The following is a 19,065-nucleotide window of genomic DNA, read 5'->3' as shown; positions in this document are numbered from 1 at the left end:
ATTTTACGGCGACGAACCGTTGCATGTGTTGTTAGGTTTAACGCGTCGTTCACCCATTCAATAGGCAATTGTGCATTAAGGACTTCAAGATATTCAGTGTTCAGTGGATAGCAAGTAGAAAGGTCATCTAATTCATTGGCAAACATACTAACTCCTCAGTTACGAAGAGTTAGTTTGCTTGAACTGCAAGATCGTTCAAGTAGTTATATTTTCTTTAAACGATCAGCATTGTGCCTTCGCAGGAATGACGATATTGGGTTTGTCATCAGTCTGAAACGGAGGCAATTGCCTCCGTTTTTATGTCACTTATCGATAAGCGAGCTATTTCAACTGAACCATTGGTTATAAAGGCTTTTAGCTAACGCAAACGCGATAACGAACATCATCGCTGCGACAATCAAATCAATCGCTTGCTTGGTTTTAGGTTTGGATAACACCGGCGCCAGTTTCGCTGCGCCTATCGATAAGCCATAAAACCAAACAAAAGAAGCCGTCATGGTACCCAGAGCAAAGGCGATGCGGTCGTGTCCTTCAAATTGCCCACCAATCGAGCCGAGAATCACCACCGTATCTAAGTAAAGGTGTGGATTAAGAACCGTAACAGCAAGTGCGCCTAATATCACCGCTCGTCGACCTCGTGCCAGTTTTTGTGGCTGGCTTTCTTGCATTTCGGTGCTTTGTAATGCCGATTGAAGTGAAAGCCAGCCGTAAAATGACAGGAAGGCAATTCCGCCTAACGTCACTACGGTCAAAAGCGTCTCGTTTTGCGACAGTAGTGCTCCGCCGCCAAAAATGCCCAAAGAGATAAAAAAGACATCCATAACACTACAGACTGTTGCGGTAGTGAGATGATGGTTTCTTTTTATGCCCTGATTAAGCACATACGCATTTTGTGCACCGATAGGGATGATCATTGTCGCGCCTAGGCTAAATCCCTGTAGCAGTATCCATAAATTCATTGTTGTTTCTGATTCGAGTTAAAAGATGTGGCAAGAAAAATACGTCATGGAGAAAAAGAAATAAAACTAATAATATTAATGTGTCATTAGCAATGCTTATGGAGTAGCGATGCGTGGATTAGATTACCGATGGCTTGAAGCCTTGGATCAGATTATTTTGCAAAGAAGTTTTGAGAAAGCGGCTGCTGTATTGTGCGTATCACAATCAGCCGTGTCACAAAGAATTAAACAGTTAGAAAAATGGTTAGCACAGCCTGTGTTGGTGCGAGAAACACCACCTAAAGTGACACCAGCCGGGCAAAAATTACTTGGTCTTTATCGTCAGGTGTGTGTGTTGGAACAAGACATTCTGCCTGAGTTAAGCGATGACATCGGTGAAAAGCCGATTTCAGTATCGATAGCGACCAACGCAGACAGCTTAGCAACATGGCTATTGCCAGCGATTGCCGATGCGATGAGGCAAAGTCATCTGGAGATCCATCTGGTGGTGGATGATGAGCATAGAACGCTTGATAAATTAAAAAATGGCGAAGTCATTGGCGCAATCAGTCAGTCTTGTCGAACACTACCGGGTTGTAACGCCGTTTTACTCGGAGATATGCCTTACCTCTGTGTTGCCTCACCGCAGTTTTATCAGCAATACTTTTCTCAGGGGGTCACCATCGAAGCATTTGAGAAGGCGCCAGCGGTTGCCTTTGATAGGCATGATTTTGTTAATGAGCGGTTTGTTAACGAACGATTTATTAACGAGCATTTTGCTGGTGAAATGGTCTGTGAGGTGAAACACACGGTGGGTAGTTCTGAAGCGTGTGTAAAGGCAACCGTCGCCGGTTTCGGCTACTGCATGATTCCGAAGATCCAAATTGCGCAAGAGTTGGAACAAGGGCGACTGGTGGATATCACGCCGGGTATGTATATCGATCAACAGCTTTATTGGCACCATTGGCAGCTAGAAACAGGAAGACTGAAGAAATGCTCTCAAGCGATTGTTGAATATGCGAGAAAAGCACTGCCACAGTAAGTATTTGGTCAAGATTGTGTGATTTACTGACATGGATACTGGGACTGACATTTTTTTCATCTATTATTGAGCGATACGATGTTAAATAGGGGTATGAAATGAAGGCATTGTCTGGATTGCTGTTAATGCTATTGAGCTCTGTATCAACGCTCGCTGCGGCGCAAGAGTTCAATTTTCCGCATGTGGTGACTTCTGGATATGGAGAAGTGGTTGCAACACCGGATATGGCACAATTTTCGGTCAAAGTGGTCGAAGTGACGATGAATGTGGAGCAGGCAAAAGAAAACGTCGATACAGTAGTGAGCGCATTTAGTCAGCGTTTAATGGAATCGGGCGTAGATAAAGAGCAGATCAGCAGCTCTAACCTCTATATCACACCTCAGTATCACTATCCAAAAACCGGCAAGGCTGAGTTGGTTGGTTACCGCGCTGTTCGCAGTGTCACGGTGGATGTTGATGATCTGAGCAAGCTAAACCAATATCTGGATATCGCGCTGCAGGAAAATATCAATCAGGTCGATGACATTGAGCTTAAAGTGCGAGATAAAGAAAAGTATCAGCAGCAAGCACGTAGAGCGGCGATTAACGATGCTCAGGACAAGGCACAGCAACTTGCTGTCGGTTTTGGCAAAAAACTCAAAGGAGTGTGGCGTATAGAATATCACTCACCGCAGAATCAGCCGGTGATGATGCGTTCCACCGCTTTTAATGAGAAATCGGCAGTCGGAGATACTTATCAGGACGCCAAATTAACTATTCGTGATAACGTTAATGTAGTATTTGAGCTAGATTAAACTAGTTATTTATTCATCTGTCGAATAATTCACTGTATTGATGACAGTGCTAGTTTTTTATTCAGTTCAAAATAATTGCTGTTATAATAGCCAACCCATTTTTTGAGCTAATAATTGTATCAGCAATGAGATATTCGAAAATAGTAATGATGCTTCTCATCGCTTGTGTAGTCATCACTGCTTCTATCATTCTCTATTATCAGCAGCGCTACCAACAAACACTCGCGCAGAGTTACCAGAACTCTGCGCGCGATGCCTTTATGCAGCTCTCTTATAGCGAGCATGAATATCAGCAGCTACAAGGGCAATTCGAGTCGATCATGGCCTTTCTGCGTAATGGTCAATGGGTGCGTGATTATATCGCTAGTCCTAACACGCAGGCTCATCAGCAACTGGAGCAGATGCTGATCTCCACCGCAGAGAGCCAGCAATGGCTAAATAGCCTCGCGTTTATCGATAAAGAAGGTATCGAGCAGATCCATATTGATTATGACTTTTCTACCGCGCAAGCGACGGATCGTCATACTTTTACCGACCATTCTCGAGCCGGTTTTTTCCGTTATGGGCAATCCGTGGCGGATAACACGCTCGGTGCTTGGGGAATCGAATTAGATTATAGCTCACCTTCATTGTTGCACGACTTTACCCCGCTGATCCGTTTGCTTACCCCTGTAGTGATCGATGGTGTTCGCGAGGGGTATATCGTGATCAATATTGATGCTTCGATCTTGGTTTACCGGCTGAGTTACGCACCAGAAAAAAATTTGGTTCCCGCGCTGGTGGCGGATAACGGTTATCTGATCAACGGGATTTCTCCGCAACGTTTGCGCTCCCCCGAAAATGTACGGCAAGATTTTAATTTTGCCGAGAAGTTCCCGCGCACCTGGCAAGCAATGCAACAGCAGCATGCGTCTTATGTGGAAGAAGATGGTTACATGCTGGTGTTTCAGTCGATCACTCTCTTCTCTGAGCAAGAAATGCAGTTGGTTATCTGTCTGACGCCTGATGTGTTGGCGCACAATGCGGATCGTGATTTGAACGATCTGGTCAAAGAAGGGCTTTTTGTCTTTATGATCATGTTGGTGTTCGCCCTGCCGACCATTTCGATGTTTTTACATTACCACCATCGCAACATTGAGAGTAAATTGGCTCGTGCGGCCTTGAATGGTATGTCGGCGGTGATGATTTCAGATAAAGATCACCATGCCATTCAGGTCAACCGCGAATTTGAGCTGATGGTCGGATTAAACAGTCAGGAGATTTATGGCCGCAATGCACTGAAAGCCTTCCTCAGTCATAGTGGCATGGAGTTTGTGCTCAATGTGCTTGAACAACTGGTAGTCGATCATGTCTGGGAAGGTGAAGTTGAGCTTATCACCCAAGAGAGCAATCTGATTACTGCGATCATGCGGATTCAGGCGATTTTGGAAAGAGGCAAAATAAGCTATTACATCACTTCCTTGGTGGATATTTCACAACGTAAAGCGTTAGAAAATAAGCTACGTGATTTAAGTGAAAAAGATGCGCTTAGTCAGCTATGGAATCGCCGTAAATTTGAGCAGGAGCTGGATAAGCAGACTCAGATGATTGAGCGTTATCCTGATCATTACGCGGTGTGCCTCGCACTGTTTGATATTGATTATTTTAAGCGTGTGAATGATGAACAAGGTCACGATCAAGGCGATCGGGTGATCATTCAGGTGGCTAAAACTTTGTTACAGCAACTGCGAACGACGGATTTTCTCGCTCGTGTTGGTGGTGAAGAGTTTGCGGTCATTATGCCACACACACCGATCAGCGAAGCGGTGAAAGTCGTGGAGCGCTTGCGGGTTGCTATAGAGTTAGACCAAAGTATAGGGGTAACGATCAGCGCCGGCATTTCAGACCTTTCTCAAGACCGCACCCGTTCTTATAAGTGTGCCGATATTGCCCTTTATGAGTCGAAAACTCTGGGGCGAAATCAAGTTTCTGTCTGTCTTACGACCGATGAAGTTGCTTGATGTCATATTTTTGTTACAAGTCGACTAAAGTCTAATTTAAAATTTCACTTGAGCTAAACTGTACAATAAGTAAACTGTTGTTTTTTTCATCAGTAGTGATGTGATTTTCCCAATTGTGGCAATTTGCTGAGTTCGGCTGGCTAAGCTCAGCAAAGTAAAAAGCAGGAAATCAAGCACGCACATGAGGCAGGGTATGGTTAATCATTTTCTAGTGAGGCTAACAATTAGTTCTTTATTGGTGCTAGGAATTAAATTCAGCGCGCTTTATTTTCTTCTCATGGTGTTATTACTTAACACTCACCATAAAGAGTTTTTTGGCTGGTAAGAAACGAACCGTTAATGTCGTTTTGAACCTGATCGATAAGAAACAGATCTATAAAAAAACCAGAGCATTTGCTCTGGTTTTCAGACTGATGACAAACTCAATATCGTCATTCCTGCGAAGGCAGGAATCTAAATCCTAGTATCATGCGCAAAAGCGAGATCCTGGATAAATACTGCGTATTTTCCAGGATGACGGATATAAAACGAACACCGACTTTGTCAAAAAACTAAAACCAGAGCATTTGCTCTGGTTTTTGTCTCTCTGAAGTTCTAATTAAAGAACGTGTACAGATGCAGTGTTAGTTGTACCTGAAGCCACAAGAGCACCAGAAACCATTACCACGATATCGCCTTTCTTACCTAGACCAGAAGAAAGCGCAATTTCTTTACCTTGACGGTAGAAGTCATCAGTACTTGCGTAAGTATCAACAACGACTGGAGTCACACCTTTAGAAAGAACAAGTTGTGCTGCTGTTTTTGCATTGGTTGTTACTGCAATGATTTGCGCTGTTGGGAAGTATTTACGAACAGAACGAGCAGATTTACCCGCTTCAGTTGCAACAACGATAAGTGGCGCTGCTAGTTTCTCAGCTGTGTCTACTGCACCTTTACATACCGCTTCAGTGATACGTAGACGTGGGCTATCTAAACGGTCACTTAGTTCAGCTTGAAGTACTGAATCGGTACGTTTAGCGATTTGTGCCATGATAGTTACCGCTTCAACAGGGTATTTACCTTTCGCTGTTTCGCCAGAAAGCATGACTGCGTCAGTACCGTCCATGATTGCGTTCGCAACGTCACCCGCTTCTGCACGAGTTGGACGAGGGTTTTTGATCATAGAATCAAGCATTTGAGTTGCAGTGATAACAACTTTACGTGCACGGTTACACTTCTCGATCATCATCTTCTGTGCGAAGATTACTTCTTCAGCTGGAATTTCAACACCTAGGTCGCCACGTGCAACCATGATGCCGTCAGATAGCTCAAGGATCTCGTCAAAATTGTCCACACCTTCTTGGTTTTCAATTTTAGAGATGATTTGAATGTTTGCACCGCCGTTCGCCGCTAGAACTTCACGGATTTCTTGAACGTCAGAAGCTTTACGGATAAAAGAAGCAGCAACGAAGTCAACACCTTGCTCACAACCAAACTTAAGGTCGCCTTTATCTTTTTCAGATAGTGCTGGTAGGTTAACTGAAACGCCTGGTAGGTTATCACCTTTGTTCTCGCCTAGTGCGCCGTTGTTTAGAACTTTACAGATAACGTCAGTGTCAGTTGTTGAAACAACTTCCATCTCGATTAGACCGTCATCAACAAGGATAGTGTTACCTACTGATAGGTCTTTTGCGAAACCTGCGTAAGTTACCGCTACTTTGTCTTTGTTACCGATAACTGAAGTATCAGTTGTGAAAGTGAACTCTTGACCTGCTACTAGTTCAACGTCGTCGCCGTTTTCTAGTTTGATAGTACGGATTTCTGGACCTTTAGTATCCAATAGGATTGCTAGCTGTTTGCCAGTATTTTCCATAACTTTACGGAAGTTAGCGATACGAGTACCGTGTTCTACGAAGTCTCCGTGAGAAAAGTTAAGGCGCATTACGTTCATGCCAGCATTAACTAATTTAGTTAATACTTCTACCGATTCAGTTTTAGGGCCAATCGTACATACGATTTTGGTCTTTTTCATGGAAGAGTCTCTCCGGTGAATATTATCAATTTGAAAGTTAATATATAGCTTAAGAATGGTCTCGATGGCGGCAATTTTATCTCTATTTACCACATTTCTTTTTCGAGTACTGCTCACTCCAAAACTGAAAGTCTTACAAAAGGTTTAGTCATTTTATGACTATCTTTTGAGGGTGTATCTTCATATTAATGTGATATATATCACTAGCTTTGGTCAAAATTACAAAAGTATCACACACCATTCTGTAATTTTTTTTCTTTAGGGTGCGAATTCTAACACCTAATCATTTCAATATCACTGCTTAAGAATTGTCTTAGGACAAGGTTTTAGCCAGAAATATTAATTTTTTAGATCAAAATAAATGGACACAAATGTTTCGTTTTGAATATAATATCTTTCGTTTCAAAACTTAATCTAGTGAGTGTCATGTCAAAACGTAATACGCAATTAAGAAGACACACCATCGCAAATTTGGTCAATCAATTGGGTGAGGTCAGTGTTGAAGAGTTATCTGTTCAATTCGAAACATCAGAAGTCACAATTAGAAAGGACTTGGCATCACTAGAGCAAAATGGTCAATTACTTCGTCGTTACGGCGGTGCCATTGCTTTACCTAAAGAAGTTGTCAATGATGAACTGAACTCAAAAGTTTCAGTTCGAAAGGAAACGCTAGCGAAAGCTGCTGCAAAGTTGATTCGAGACCACAACCGTATTGTCATTGATAGTGGAAGTACTACTGCAGCGCTAATCAAACAGCTTAATGATAAACATGGACTGATCGTAATGACCAATTCTTTGACTGTCGCCAATGCGCTTAATGAACTGGAAAGCGAGCCGACATTGCTGATGACAGGCGGTACTTGGGATACACATTCTGAATCATTCCAAGGCAAAGTGGCTGAATCGGTTCTTCGTTCCTATGATTTTGATCAGTTGTTTATTGGTGCGGATGGCATCGACCTTGAACTAGGAACGTCGACATTTAATGAGCTAGTGGGTTTAAGCAAAGTCATGGCGGAAGTTTCCAGAGAAGTGATTGTGATGGTGGAATCGGACAAAGTGGGACGAAAAATCCCAAATTTAGAGCTGCCATGGCAAGAAATCGATGTTCTGGTGACAGACAAAGGGTTGTCTGACGAACTTGTCGCAAAAATAGAATCTCATCAGGTACGAGTGATTCGTGCCTGATAACAATTAATCAACCTCTACATCAGGTATTGCTTGTATATCAGATATAGCTTGATCAGGTATAGCTTGCCGCCGTAGAGAGCATTAGATAACCAAATAATGGAGTAATAACATGTGTGGAATTGTTGGCGCTGTTGCACAGCGTGATGTAGCTGAAATTCTGGTAGAAGGTTTACGTCGTCTCGAGTATCGCGGTTACGATTCAGCGGGTGTCGCGGTTGTTGATGCGCAGAGCAACTTAACTCGTATTCGCCGTTTAGGTAAGGTTCAAGAGTTAGCCGATGCTGTTGATTCTGCACAGGTTAGTGGCGGTGCTGGTATTGCTCATACTCGCTGGGCAACCCACGGTGTTCCTTCTGAGGTGAATGCTCACCCACATGTTTCTGGTGATATTGCTGTGGTTCACAACGGCATTATCGAAAACCACGAAGAGCTTCGTGCTCTGCTTCAGGAACGTGGCTATGTATTCGTTTCGCAAACCGATACCGAAGTGATTGCACACCTTGTTGAGTGGGAGCTACGTACATCAGAAACTCTGTTAGAAGCACTACAAAAAACAGCCGCTCAGCTAGAAGGGGCATACGGTACTGTTGCGCTTGATCGCAAAGACCCGAGCCGTATCGTTGTTGCGCGATCAGGCAGCCCAATTGTTATCGGTTTAGGTATTGGTGAAAACTTCCTGGCGTCTGACCAACTGGCACTTTTAAGTGTGACTCGTCGCTTTATGTTCCTAGAAGAAGGTGATGTGGCTGAAATCACTCGTCGTGATGTGACTATTTATGACCAAGCTGGCAAGCTAGTTACGCGTGAAATCATTGAATCAAACATCGAACACGATGCGGGCGATAAAGGTCAATACCGCCACTTCATGCAAAAAGAGATTTTTGAGCAGCCAATGGCGCTGAAAAGCACCATGGAAGGCCGAATCACTCATAACGCTGTGATCACTGAAAGCATCGGTGTCAATGCGGTTGAGATCTTAAAGAAAGTAGAACACGTGCAGATCATCGCGTGTGGTACTTCTTATAACTCTGGTATGGCCGCTCGCTACTGGTTTGAAGATATTGCCGGCGTTAGCTGTGACGTAGAGATCGCTTCTGAATTCCGTTACCGTAACTTTGTGACTCGTCCAAACAGCTTGCTAATTACCCTTTCTCAATCCGGTGAAACGGCAGATACACTTGCGGCGCTACGTATTGCTAAAGAGCGAGGCTATATGGCAGCAATGACTATCTGTAACGTATCTGGCTCTTCGCTGGTTCGTGAATCAGACATCGCCTTTATGACTCGCGCAGGCACTGAAATTGGTGTTGCTTCAACCAAAGCCTTCACCACGCAACTGGCAGCAATGTTGATGCTTGTTACTGCGATTGGTAAAGAACAAGGTCGCATCGATGCAACTAAAGAAGCGGAAATTGTTGAGGCAATTCATGCGCTGCCAGTGCAAATCGAAAGCGCATTAGCGTTTGATAAACAAATTGAAGCATTAGCGGAAGATTTCGCCGATAAGCATCACACGCTGTTCTTAGGTCGCGGTGAATACTACCCAATTGCTATGGAAGCGGCGCTTAAACTTAAAGAAATCTCGTACATTCATGCGGAAGCTTATGCGGCAGGTGAACTAAAACATGGCCCTCTGGCGCTGATTGATGCAGATATGCCAGTAGTGGTTATTGCGCCAAACAATGACTTGCTTGAAAAGCTAAAATCAAACGTTGAAGAAGTACGTGCCCGTGGTGGTTTGCTCTACGTATTCGCCGATGAAAAAGCCGGTTTTGAAGCGGATGAGACGTTGAAAATCATCCCAATGCCGCACGTAAGTGAAATCACTGCACCTATCTTCTACACAGTGCCAATGCAGCTACTTTCTTACCACGTAGCACTAATTAAAGGCACCGATGTTGACCAACCACGCAACCTGGCAAAAGCAGTTACTGTTGAGTAATCAATGGGTTGGTGTGGGTTTGGTTGTGTGAGTAGAATAAAGTTTCATACTGAGTAATAAAGAATCATACTGAGTATTAAAGTTTCATACTTAAATGGCAGCGAGCAGAGTACGCTGCCATTTTTGAAACGTTTATGCCCCATTGTTTTTTAACTGGGATCATTAGTGGCAAACTGCACCAATGAGTTTTCGATACTTAAAGTTATCCGAGTCGAATCTCCATTTAGAGCAAACTGACTGCAAGAGACATTGATACAGGCTTTTCTCTACCTGTCAGCACTGTATCGGCTGACACGAATTTCCCCCAATTAAGTTAGTCGTATTACTCATGGCTTATTCAGTGGCTCGATTTTCCTGAGAAAAGTTATCGAAATGGATGCACGAGCTTTAAATATACTTAGTAAAACTTAACTATTATTTATCCAAACTTCAAATTCCACATTTTTTATGCCATCTAGGTTAGAACAAACTTAAACCGGTTTGGTGATACAAAGATCACAAAAGGATTACATTGGTATTGTATTGGTACTGTTCAATGTCATACCATTTGTTTCGTACCCTACAGTACCTAAGGATAAAAAATGAAAACGACTAACATCAAACTATCATTCATGATGTTCATTGAATGGTTTATATGGGGCGCTTGGTTCGTTCCACTATGGCAAATTCTTAATACTAATAGCTTTACGCCAACTGAAATTGCCTGGTCTTACGCTTGTACTGCTATTGCGGCGATCTTATCACCGATTTTGGTAGGCTCAATCACAGACCGGTTCTTCCCGGCACAAAAAGTATTGTCTGTCATGTTACTTGCCGGTGCGGTACTCATGTACTTTGCAGCGCAGCAAACTGAGTTCTCTACTTTCTTTCCGCTCTTACTTGGCTATTCGCTGACGTATATGCCGACCATTGCATTAACCAACAGTATTGCTTTTTCTAATGTCGGTGACGTAGAGCGTGACTTCCCGCGTATACGTGTAATGGGAACGATCGGTTGGATTGCTTCAGGTATTGCAATTGGCTTCCTGCCATCTTGGTTAGGCTATGGTGATATTTCATCAAGCAATATTCCGTTATTGATTACAGCGCTAAGTTCAGCAGTACTGGGTGTTTTTGCTCTCTCACTACCTAATACTCCACCGAAAAGTACGGGCAAGCTAGACCTGAAAGTAATGCTTGGTCTCGATGCTATGGTGCTTTTAAAAGACAGAAACTTCTTAGCGTTCTTTGTGTGCTCATTCATGTTTAGTATGCCACTTGCTTTCTACTACATTTTTGCAAATGGTTACTTAACTGAAGTTGGTATGAGTAACGCAACTGGATGGATGACGTTAGGCCAGTTCTCTGAAATTTTCTTTATGCTTGCATTGCCATTCTTTACCAAACGCTTTGGTATTAAAAAGGTATTGCTTCTTGGTCTTGCCACGGCTGCTATCCGTTATGGATTCTTTGTCTACGGCAGTGCAGATACGTGGTACCTATACTCGTTACTATTCTTGGGTATCTTGCTTCACGGCGTGAGCTACGATTTCTACTTCGTTACTGCATACATCTATGTAGACAAGAAAGCACCAGCACACATGCGTACGGCGGCTCAGGGTCTTATCACACTTGGTTGTCAGGGTATCGGTAGTTTACTTGGTTACCGTTTGGGTGGTGTTCTAATGGAGAAAATGTTCGCATACGACACTCCACAAAATGGCCTAACGTTTGACTGGGCAGGTATGTGGGGATTCGGTGGCATCATGATTGCGATCATCCTGGCTATCTTTATTTACTTCTTTCGTGAGCCAAATGGCGAGATCAAACCTATTGATGTTAAGACTCAGCCTGATTCTTCAAACTCACAGCAAAAAGCACAAGCTTAATTTTAACCCTGCCCATTAAGTTGGGCAGGATAATTAACCCTATTTTTGGTAAGTAAGATGACGATTACAAAACAAGACAGAATCCTCGGAGCTTTTTACGGTCAAGCGCTCGGTGACTCAATGGGGATGCCATCTGAGTTGTGGCCTCGTAGTCGAGTCAAGTCCCACTTTGGTTGGATTGACCGTTTTCTCGACGGTCCTGAAGAAAACAACGCAGCATGTTACTTCACAGCTTGTCAGTTTACTGACGACACTTCAATGGCACTGGCACTCGCGGATGCGATTATTGAATGTGATGGTGATATTGTACCGGACGTAGTTGCACGAAACGTACTGAGTTGGGCAGAAGGCTTTGATGCGTTTAATAAAAATATCTTTGGTCCAAGTTCGAAAGCGGCGATGCGCTCAATTAAAGAGGGCGTTGCAATCAGTGAACTGGAAAACAATGGTGTAACCAATGGCGCAGCAATGCGTGTTTCGCCGGTGGGTTGCTTAATGCCCACAAATAGCCTTGATGACTTCATTGAGCAAGTGGCACTGGCATCAAGCCCTACGCATAAATCTGACGTCGCTATTTCCGGAGCTGTAGTGATTGCATGGGCAGTATCTAAGGCGATAGAAGGACATTCGTGGGCACAAATTAAAGACCAGTTACCAGCGATTGCACGTGCCGCTCAAACTAAACATGTGACAACTTTCAGCGCATCTATGGCGTCACGTGTTGAGCTGGCATTGATGGTGGCTGGCGAGAAAAGTGGTATCGAAGAGCGTATGGAGAAAGTGTATAACCTGGTGGGCGCGGGCGTCAGTACGATTGAATCGGTCCCGGCTGCCATTGCTATGGTTGAATTGGCTGAAACGGATCCTAATCGCTGTGCGGTTCTGTGCGCTAACTTAGGTGGTGACACAGATACTATTGGTGCAATGGCAACGGCAATTTGTGGCGCTTTACATGGCATCCAAGCCATAGACACGGATCTCAAACAGCAGTTGGATGATGAAAACCAGTTGGATTTTGAAGACTATGCACGCAAGTTCCTTTCTCTACGAGAAACTAAGGAGCAGGGTTATGCCTCATAACGCATTAATTGAGCTGATTCCAACGCTCACCAATAAACGTCAGTTGTGTTTAATTGGTGCTGCGGTAGTTGATATAGTGACGGAGACCCTGTGCTTACCTCAGCGGGGTGGTGATCTGGAAATGCAGGAAAAGGGGATTCATGTAGGCGGTTGTGCACTTAACATCGCGATTGCGATAAGCAGGCTCGGACTTCAGTCTACCAATGCTTTGCCTGTTGGGAATGGCAAATGGGCAGACCTAATCCGACATTCTATGGAAGAGAAAGGCCTGAAAAGCAGTTTAACGGACTTGAGTGGTGATAACGGTTGGTGCTTAGCGCTCGTTGAACCCGACGGAGAAAGAACCTTTCTTTCTGTAAGCGGAGTCGAAAATAACTGGAATCAGAAAAACTTGAGTCAGCTGACGATCAGCGACGATGCAATTATCTATTTGTCTGCGTATCAGCTTGCGTCAGCGTGCGGGACAGAAATAGTAAATTGGCTAGAAACATTACCTGAGACGATACAACTATTTATCGACTTTGGACCGCGTATTGCTCATATTGAGGCAACCTTACTTGAGCGTCTGTTATCTCTTAAGCCAATAATCTCGCTTAATCGTCAAGAGGCTGAACATCTGGGAATGCAAGGCAGTGAACGTTTTGTTGAACAGTGGTACTCGCGTTACGCATGTCCTTTGATTCTTCGGATCGATAGTGATGGTGCGTTGTTTAGCGATGGTGATTCTCACGGTATTGTCGCGCCATTCTCTGCTGATGTAGTTGATACGATTGGCGCGGGGGATACTCATGCTGGTGGTGTTTTAGCGGGCTTAAGCTCGGGATGGGATTTGGCCGATGCTGTTCTACTTGGCAATGCTGTTGCTTCGTATGTTGTGAGCCATGAAGGTGGAGACTGCGCCCCCACTGTTGAGCAAATTTCAGAATATTTGAGTCAATACTAAAACCGTCTGCTCTCGATTATGGCTTAACACCTAGTTAAGCCTTATTTTTCCATCTCTACAGCCTAAAATCGCTCGTTCAGCGGCGATGTTATCAAGTACTGTTTATGAATAACAAAGCGAAAAGAATTCTCGCAGCAGGGTGCGGGATCAACCTGTGCATTGGTGTGCTTTATACATGGAGTGTATTTAAAAATGCTCTCATTGATTTAGGTTGGAGTCACACTCAGGCATCTTTGCCATATACCATCACTATTGTGTCACTATCACTTGCATTGTTGGTTGCTGGGCGGATACAAGATCAGTTCGGTCCAAAGAAGGTTTTGATTACGGGAGTGTTGATGGCAGGTAGCGGTATGCTGTTGTCAGGCATGTCGATTACACCGCTTAATCTCTGTTTGAGTTTCGGTGTTTTAACTGGAACAGGCATTGGTTTTTCTTATGCTTGCCTAAATCCAACAGCAATGAAGTGGTTTCACTCTTCCCGTAAAGGCTTGGTAAACGGGGCGCTTGCGACAGCTTTTGGTTTAGCGGCACTTTATCTTGCCCCTCTTACTAGCTATCTGGTTGTTAAGTTTGACCTTCATGTCGGTTTACAAATTCTGGGTGCAGGCTTGTTATTGATCACTGTTCCATTAGCCTGTTCTTTTACAAATCCGCCAAAGGACTTTAAACCCGTTGCTGCTAAGGCGAAACAGGAATCAGTAGCCGTTATGCCAAGTAACGATGTTGCTTGGCGAGATATGTTGTCAACACGACCTTTTTATTTGCTTTGGTTTGCTTACGCTTTCGGGGCTTCTGCGGGGCTCATGATCATTGCGAACATTAACTCAATTGCGTCAGAGCAAGCGGGAATTAGTAATGGGGCTTACTTAGTTGTCGCGCTGGCCGTATTTAACTCGGGTGGGCGATTAGCAGCCGGGCTTCTGAGTGATAAGATTGGTGCGGTGAAAACTCTTGGCTTCGCGATGATATTGCAAACTGTGAACATGCTGTTGTTTTCTCAGTTTGATTCGTCGTTTACCTTAATCGTTGGTGCCGGACTCGCAGGGATTGGGTACGGTACTTTGCTTGCCGTCTTCCCCTCTGTGATGGCAGATCTTTATGGATTGAAAAACTTCGGTACTAACTATGGCATTTTATACACGGCATGGGGCATCGGTGGATTCATTGGACCTGTACTTGCTGGTTGGTCGGTAGATACTTTGGGTAGCTACAATCATGCATACTCTCTTTGTGCCGTGCTCGTTTTAGTAGCGGCATTATTACTGTTTTTGATTAGACCAATCAATAAACCGGAAGAAGCTATTGCGAAGGTATGATACGAACTAGAGCTGAAGTATTCGTGCTTCAGCTTCATCCTACCCATCCCATTCTGATATCGGTATAATGCTGAAATTGCTGATAAGAATAAGAACTTTATGACGACCTACCAGCCACTTATTGAACTCATACAAGCCCGAATTGAACAGAAAGACAAATCTCCGCTATACATGAAGATTTCTGAATCAGTAAAAGTGGCAACTGAAAAAAAGATCTTAACAGGCGGGGATTTTATCCCGACAGAGCGTGAGTTTAGTGAGCTGCTTGGTGTCTCTCGAATTACGATTCGAAAAGCGTTAGATGTTCTTGATAAAGATGGTGTTATTGTCCGTTCACGTGGTTTGGGAACCATGATCAGTGATACAGTTGAGTATTCAGGTAAAGCCGCGACCGGTTTCTCTCAGCAAGCTGTTTTGAAAGGGAAAAAGCCGGATACACTCTGGATTAAGAAAGACACCATACCTTGTTCTGCTGAGATTGCAGAAACCCTGCATCTCAAAGAGGGTGAGGAAGTGTTCCTTTTAAAGCGGGTTCGTTACATTGATGAGCAAGCTGTATCAATAGAAGAATCTTACGTTCCTTCAGAGCTGATTCATGATCCCGATGAAATCCAAATGTCGTTGTACGATTATTTTCACAGCCAAAATATTGAACCATCAAGAACGAAAAGCCGTGTGTCAGCCAAAATGCCAACGGAAGAGTCACTAGAGAAGTTAAACATCGATTCAAATACACCCGTTTTGCTGATTGAACAAATTGCGTTTGATAGCTCGGGCCGCCCAATTGAATACAGTATTAACCACTGCCGTGGTGACCTTTATGTGTTTGTGAGTGAGTAACCAAAATTTAGTATGTTTTAAATGTTTGGTTTAGAGCGAAACTTAACCTCCTTTCATAGGTAGTCTTTATGTCTGAAAGATCTAAAATGCTCGTTGGTGATGCGTACCACTGGTTATGGACAGTGAGTAAAGTGAATTATCCATACTTTAAGTTATCCGTATGTTGCTAATTTAAGTAAAAACGCTAAACAGCTTTTGTCCAGAAACGTGTTTGAATGGGGCCGATTAATCTGTGGATGCTCAAGACAACCAGTATGAAACTTTATTCCTCTCCTACAGTAAACCCACGCCCGATCTCAGGGCGGTGAGTAGTCACTTTCGGATCGTACAGTAACTCGCGGTGATAAGAAGTTGGCAAGTGAACGTTCAGCGGGGTAAGAAGCTTAGTACGTTTTCGTTCCATTATTCTTTATCCCCATCAAGTGCTGATGTGAATGTTTGCAATAATTTAATCATGTTTTGATTTGAATAATTACATTAATCTAATCATAATATGAGTTGAATATTTGTATTATTCGAATCAGGAGTCGGTAACAATGTGGATTTGGGAACAAAAGTCTTGGCCTGACTTTCGCTGGGATAGCAGTATTATTGAACCGCTGTTGAGAAATACGCGTCTCAATCAAGGCGTCTTGCTTGGTAAAATGCTTTGTCAACCAGTCGATCAAACTCAAAGCATACTTGATACCTTATTGGCGAATATCGTCCATTCTAGTGCAATAGAGGGCGAGAAGCTGAATGCGTTCTCTGTGCGTTCATCACTTGCAAGTAAATTAGGCGTTTCCGAAGAAAACCACTTTCCAACGACAAAGCAAACGGATGGCCTGGCAGAGAGCATGTTGGATGCAGTCAACAACCTTGAAGCCCCGTTAACTCTTGAGCGTGTATTACATTGGCACACTCTATTGTTTCCTGAAGGCTATACGATGTTTAACCCTATTGTGGGGGGGACACTAAGAGATGACGAGCCTATGCAAGTGGTGTCCGGGCGGTTGGATAAACCAGTTGTGCATTTTCAAGCTCCATCGAGAGAGGTTCTTGATGAGGAGCTTAAAGCATTTATAGTGTGGTTCAACACATCGAAGACCGATACATCACTAGATCCCTTGTTGCGAGCGGCAATTACACACCTTTGGTTTGTAACATTACATCCACTAGATGACGGCAACGGTCGTATCACTCGACTCCTTACTGACCTAGCGTTAGCTCAAGCTGAGCAACAATCCGTACGTTTTTACGCGATGTCGGTTGTGATACTAGAGAACCGCAAGAGTTATTACCAAATTTTGGAACGTACTCAAAAAGGCGGTATGGATATCACGGCGTGGCTCAAGTGGTTTCTTGATACGCTAAATGAAACGTTTAAAGCTGCTTTAAAAGAGATAGATCAAACCGTATTTAAAACCAATTTTTGGCGCCGAGTGGATCAAACTCGTTTGTCTGGAGAGCAAGCTAAGGCTCTCAACCGTATGCTTGATGGAGACTTTCCGGATGGCATCAATACATCTCAGTATGCCAAAGTTGCTCAAGTGAGTAAGCCAACAGCAACTAGGCATTTGGCAGCTCTTGTCGAGCTCGGGTGCCTCGTCAAATCAGGGGCTGGTGGTCGCAGTACGAGGTACATGTTAATGGGGACAATTGCCGGGTAGTCATAAATTTTTATCGAGATGGTATCAATTTTAATCTGCATCTCGCATTTGATGGATAAATTTCGCGCTTGCTCTGGAGCAGCGTTCACCATTTGCCCAGATCTCACTCTCAAGATAATGAATGTTGCGGCGTTGGTTAATTTGCCGTGCGACCACTCGTAGTGGGGTATAAAGGGGCACTGGAGCAATAAAACGTACCGTCAGTTCAACAGTCATGGCGTGAATATTCAGTGCGAACAGAGTGTGAACCATAGCGCTATCGTGCAGACTACTTACCATTCCGCCATGCATGACACCATCATATCCTTGAGCTTGTTCAGTGGCGACCAGTGAAGTTTGTACTTCTCCATCGGCAATTTTCACAAATTCCAATCCCGTACTGGGATTAAAAAAACCATTTTGGCAGACCACACTATGTTGATAGCGGGTTGGTTTAACGACCTTCATGGTTTAACGATCTTCATGGTTTATGACTTCTTGGCTGATGGTTCTTGGATCTGATATAGGGTTTTACGGTGCTCGCTGCAAGTCGTTTCGCAGTTACATTCCCGCTCAATACCGACCCGGTTAAGCCCACCGCAGCTGCCCTGAATCGGCTTAAGGCCAAATATAACGCCAATCGCCATCAAGCCGATGACCACCATCAGCGCAGCAAAAGTAATAAAATACAGCATAAGCTCCTTTAATCGTAATACGAGCAAATCATCGATTATCGTAGCAGCAGCGTCCTACGTGCTGAATGTGACTAATGTGGCTGGGTAGTCAATTAATGATGACAGCAGCCGCGTCGTTTGCCATCGTGCGGACGATCGTGACAACACGTGCCACTGTGATGATGGTGCTGACATGAGTGGTTGGCATCGTGATTAGGATGGTGTGCTGCGCAACCAGACTTAGCAAAGTGGTGTGATGGGCGACCTTGTGACGCTTCAGTCAACGGTTGACACTGGTCTAGGTTTTGCACAATTGCTGGGAACATTGGTGCGCCTTTGGCTTGCAATACGACAAATTTGCAGGCGAGTAATTTCGCCAGCATTCGCTCGCCGATGTTGCGGACGATGATCTGCCTAGTGTTTTGCTGTTCAAGCAGTGTAATGAGTGCCTCTTTGCCTGTGCAGTTGGCGTCAAGTGCTGGGTTGGTAACGGTGGCAATACAGTTTCCTTGCTGATCATAAAAAACAAACTGGCTGGCTTTGGTAAAGTGATTGGCAATGCGATCTTGTTCAATTGGAATAGCAGTGATCATGATAGAGCTCCTTGCAGCACAAGGCTGACAGTATTTATCGCTTTATATATTTATAGCATATGCTATTTATAAGATCGATTTATGGCATATGCAAATAATATTTTTGCAAGCAGAGTTGCCAAAATTGCAAGTTTAGTGCTCTCGGTCGTCGTCAACGCCGCAATTGATGTATAGGCAGTGGATGTATAGAGAGAAGGTTAAT

17 protein-coding genes are annotated in these 19,065 nt (G+C 43.9%); 11 read left to right on the top strand and 6 right to left on the bottom strand.

Going from position 1 to position 19,065, the window contains the following annotated elements:
• Positions 1–326: 326 nt before the first annotated feature.
• Complete coding sequence (locus ACK5MF_RS11725) at positions 327–959, bottom strand: LysE/ArgO family amino acid transporter (RefSeq protein WP_416922406.1); 633 nt, start codon at positions 957–959, stop codon at positions 327–329.
• A gap of 109 nt (positions 960–1,068) precedes the next feature.
• Here ACK5MF_RS11725 and ACK5MF_RS11720 point away from each other — a divergent pair, with 109 nt between their 5' ends.
• From ACK5MF_RS11720 to ACK5MF_RS11710, 3 genes are all read left to right on the top strand, one after another.
• A complete protein-coding gene (locus tag ACK5MF_RS11720) occupies positions 1,069–1,980 on the top strand; it encodes a LysR family transcriptional regulator ArgP (protein ID WP_416922404.1) in 912 nt (303 codons plus the stop codon).
• Positions 1,981–2,078: 98 nt separating this feature from the next.
• On the top strand, positions 2,079–2,774 hold the full coding sequence (locus ACK5MF_RS11715) for an oxidative stress defense protein (RefSeq protein WP_416922402.1): 696 nt from the start codon (positions 2,079–2,081) through the stop codon (positions 2,772–2,774).
• A 146-nt stretch (positions 2,775–2,920) separates the two neighbouring features.
• Positions 2,921–4,774: a GGDEF domain-containing protein gene (locus ACK5MF_RS11710; RefSeq protein ID WP_416922400.1), complete on the top strand. Its 1,854-nt coding sequence runs from the start codon at positions 2,921–2,923 to the stop codon at positions 4,772–4,774.
• Positions 4,775–5,372: 598 nt separating this feature from the next.
• Here the strand turns inward: ACK5MF_RS11710 and pykF are convergent.
• On the bottom strand, positions 5,373–6,785 hold the full coding sequence (gene pykF, locus ACK5MF_RS11705; protein ID WP_416922398.1) for a pyruvate kinase PykF: 1,413 nt from the start codon (positions 6,783–6,785) through the stop codon (positions 5,373–5,375).
• A gap of 426 nt (positions 6,786–7,211) precedes the next feature.
• Here pykF and ACK5MF_RS11700 point away from each other — a divergent pair, with 426 nt between their 5' ends.
• The 7 genes from ACK5MF_RS11700 (at position 7,212) to ACK5MF_RS11670 (ending at position 15,968) form a co-directional block, all read left to right on the top strand.
• On the top strand, positions 7,212–7,973 hold the full coding sequence (locus tag ACK5MF_RS11700; RefSeq protein ID WP_416922396.1) for a DeoR/GlpR family DNA-binding transcription regulator: 762 nt from the start codon (positions 7,212–7,214) through the stop codon (positions 7,971–7,973).
• 112 nt (positions 7,974–8,085) lie between these two features.
• On the top strand, positions 8,086–9,918 hold the full coding sequence (gene glmS / locus ACK5MF_RS11695; protein WP_416922394.1) for a glutamine--fructose-6-phosphate transaminase (isomerizing): 1,833 nt from the start codon (positions 8,086–8,088) through the stop codon (positions 9,916–9,918).
• Positions 9,919–10,499: 581 nt separating this feature from the next.
• Positions 10,500–11,786 carry a nucleoside permease gene (locus ACK5MF_RS11690; protein WP_416922392.1) on the top strand — a complete coding sequence of 429 codons (1,287 nt, stop codon included), beginning with the start codon at positions 10,500–10,502 and terminating at the stop codon, positions 11,784–11,786.
• Positions 11,787–11,843: 57 nt separating this feature from the next.
• Positions 11,844–12,866: an ADP-ribosylglycohydrolase family protein gene (locus ACK5MF_RS11685; RefSeq protein WP_416922390.1), complete on the top strand. Its 1,023-nt coding sequence runs from the start codon at positions 11,844–11,846 to the stop codon at positions 12,864–12,866.
• A complete protein-coding gene (locus ACK5MF_RS11680; protein ID WP_416922388.1) occupies positions 12,856–13,809 on the top strand; it encodes a PfkB family carbohydrate kinase in 954 nt (317 codons plus the stop codon). Before ACK5MF_RS11685 ends, ACK5MF_RS11680 begins: the two co-directional genes overlap by 11 nt.
• 104 nt (positions 13,810–13,913) lie before the next feature.
• A complete protein-coding gene (locus ACK5MF_RS11675) occupies positions 13,914–15,128 on the top strand; it encodes an OFA family MFS transporter (RefSeq protein WP_416922386.1) in 1,215 nt (404 codons plus the stop codon).
• A gap of 99 nt (positions 15,129–15,227) precedes the next feature.
• Entirely contained in the window at positions 15,228–15,968 is a 741-nt protein-coding gene (locus ACK5MF_RS11670) for a GntR family transcriptional regulator (RefSeq protein WP_416922384.1), read from the top strand.
• A gap of 262 nt (positions 15,969–16,230) precedes the next feature.
• Here the strand turns inward: ACK5MF_RS11670 and ACK5MF_RS11665 are convergent, their stop codons facing one another.
• Complete coding sequence (locus ACK5MF_RS11665) at positions 16,231–16,371, bottom strand: hypothetical protein (RefSeq protein WP_416922382.1); 141 nt, start codon at positions 16,369–16,371, stop codon at positions 16,231–16,233.
• A 133-nt stretch (positions 16,372–16,504) separates the two neighbouring features.
• On the opposite strand from ACK5MF_RS11665, the gene ACK5MF_RS11660 reads away from it, so the two are divergent.
• Positions 16,505–17,617, top strand: a complete 1,113-nt coding sequence (locus ACK5MF_RS11660; RefSeq protein WP_416922381.1) for a Fic family protein — start codon at positions 16,505–16,507, stop codon at positions 17,615–17,617.
• A gap of 30 nt (positions 17,618–17,647) precedes the next feature.
• Here ACK5MF_RS11660 and ACK5MF_RS11655 read toward each other — a convergent pair whose 3' ends face one another.
• The 3 genes from ACK5MF_RS11655 to ACK5MF_RS11645 form a co-directional block, all read right to left on the bottom strand.
• A complete protein-coding gene (locus ACK5MF_RS11655; RefSeq protein ID WP_416922379.1) occupies positions 17,648–18,064 on the bottom strand; it encodes a PaaI family thioesterase in 417 nt (138 codons plus the stop codon).
• A 20-nt stretch (positions 18,065–18,084) separates the two neighbouring features.
• Positions 18,085–18,291 carry a (Na+)-NQR maturation NqrM gene (gene nqrM, locus ACK5MF_RS11650; RefSeq protein WP_416922377.1) on the bottom strand — a complete coding sequence of 69 codons (207 nt, stop codon included), beginning with the start codon at positions 18,289–18,291 and terminating at the stop codon, positions 18,085–18,087.
• A 92-nt stretch (positions 18,292–18,383) separates the two neighbouring features.
• Entirely contained in the window at positions 18,384–18,863 is a 480-nt protein-coding gene (locus tag ACK5MF_RS11645; RefSeq protein WP_416922375.1) for a NifB/NifX family molybdenum-iron cluster-binding protein, read from the bottom strand.
• Positions 18,864–19,065 lie beyond the last annotated feature (202 nt).

This window comes from Vibrio sp., assembly GCF_047973365.1.
Taxonomy (GTDB): domain Bacteria; phylum Pseudomonadota; class Gammaproteobacteria; order Enterobacterales; family Vibrionaceae; genus Vibrio.
The sequence above is the reverse complement of the archived record's forward strand: the minus strand, read 5'-3'. Positions and strand labels throughout refer to the sequence as shown.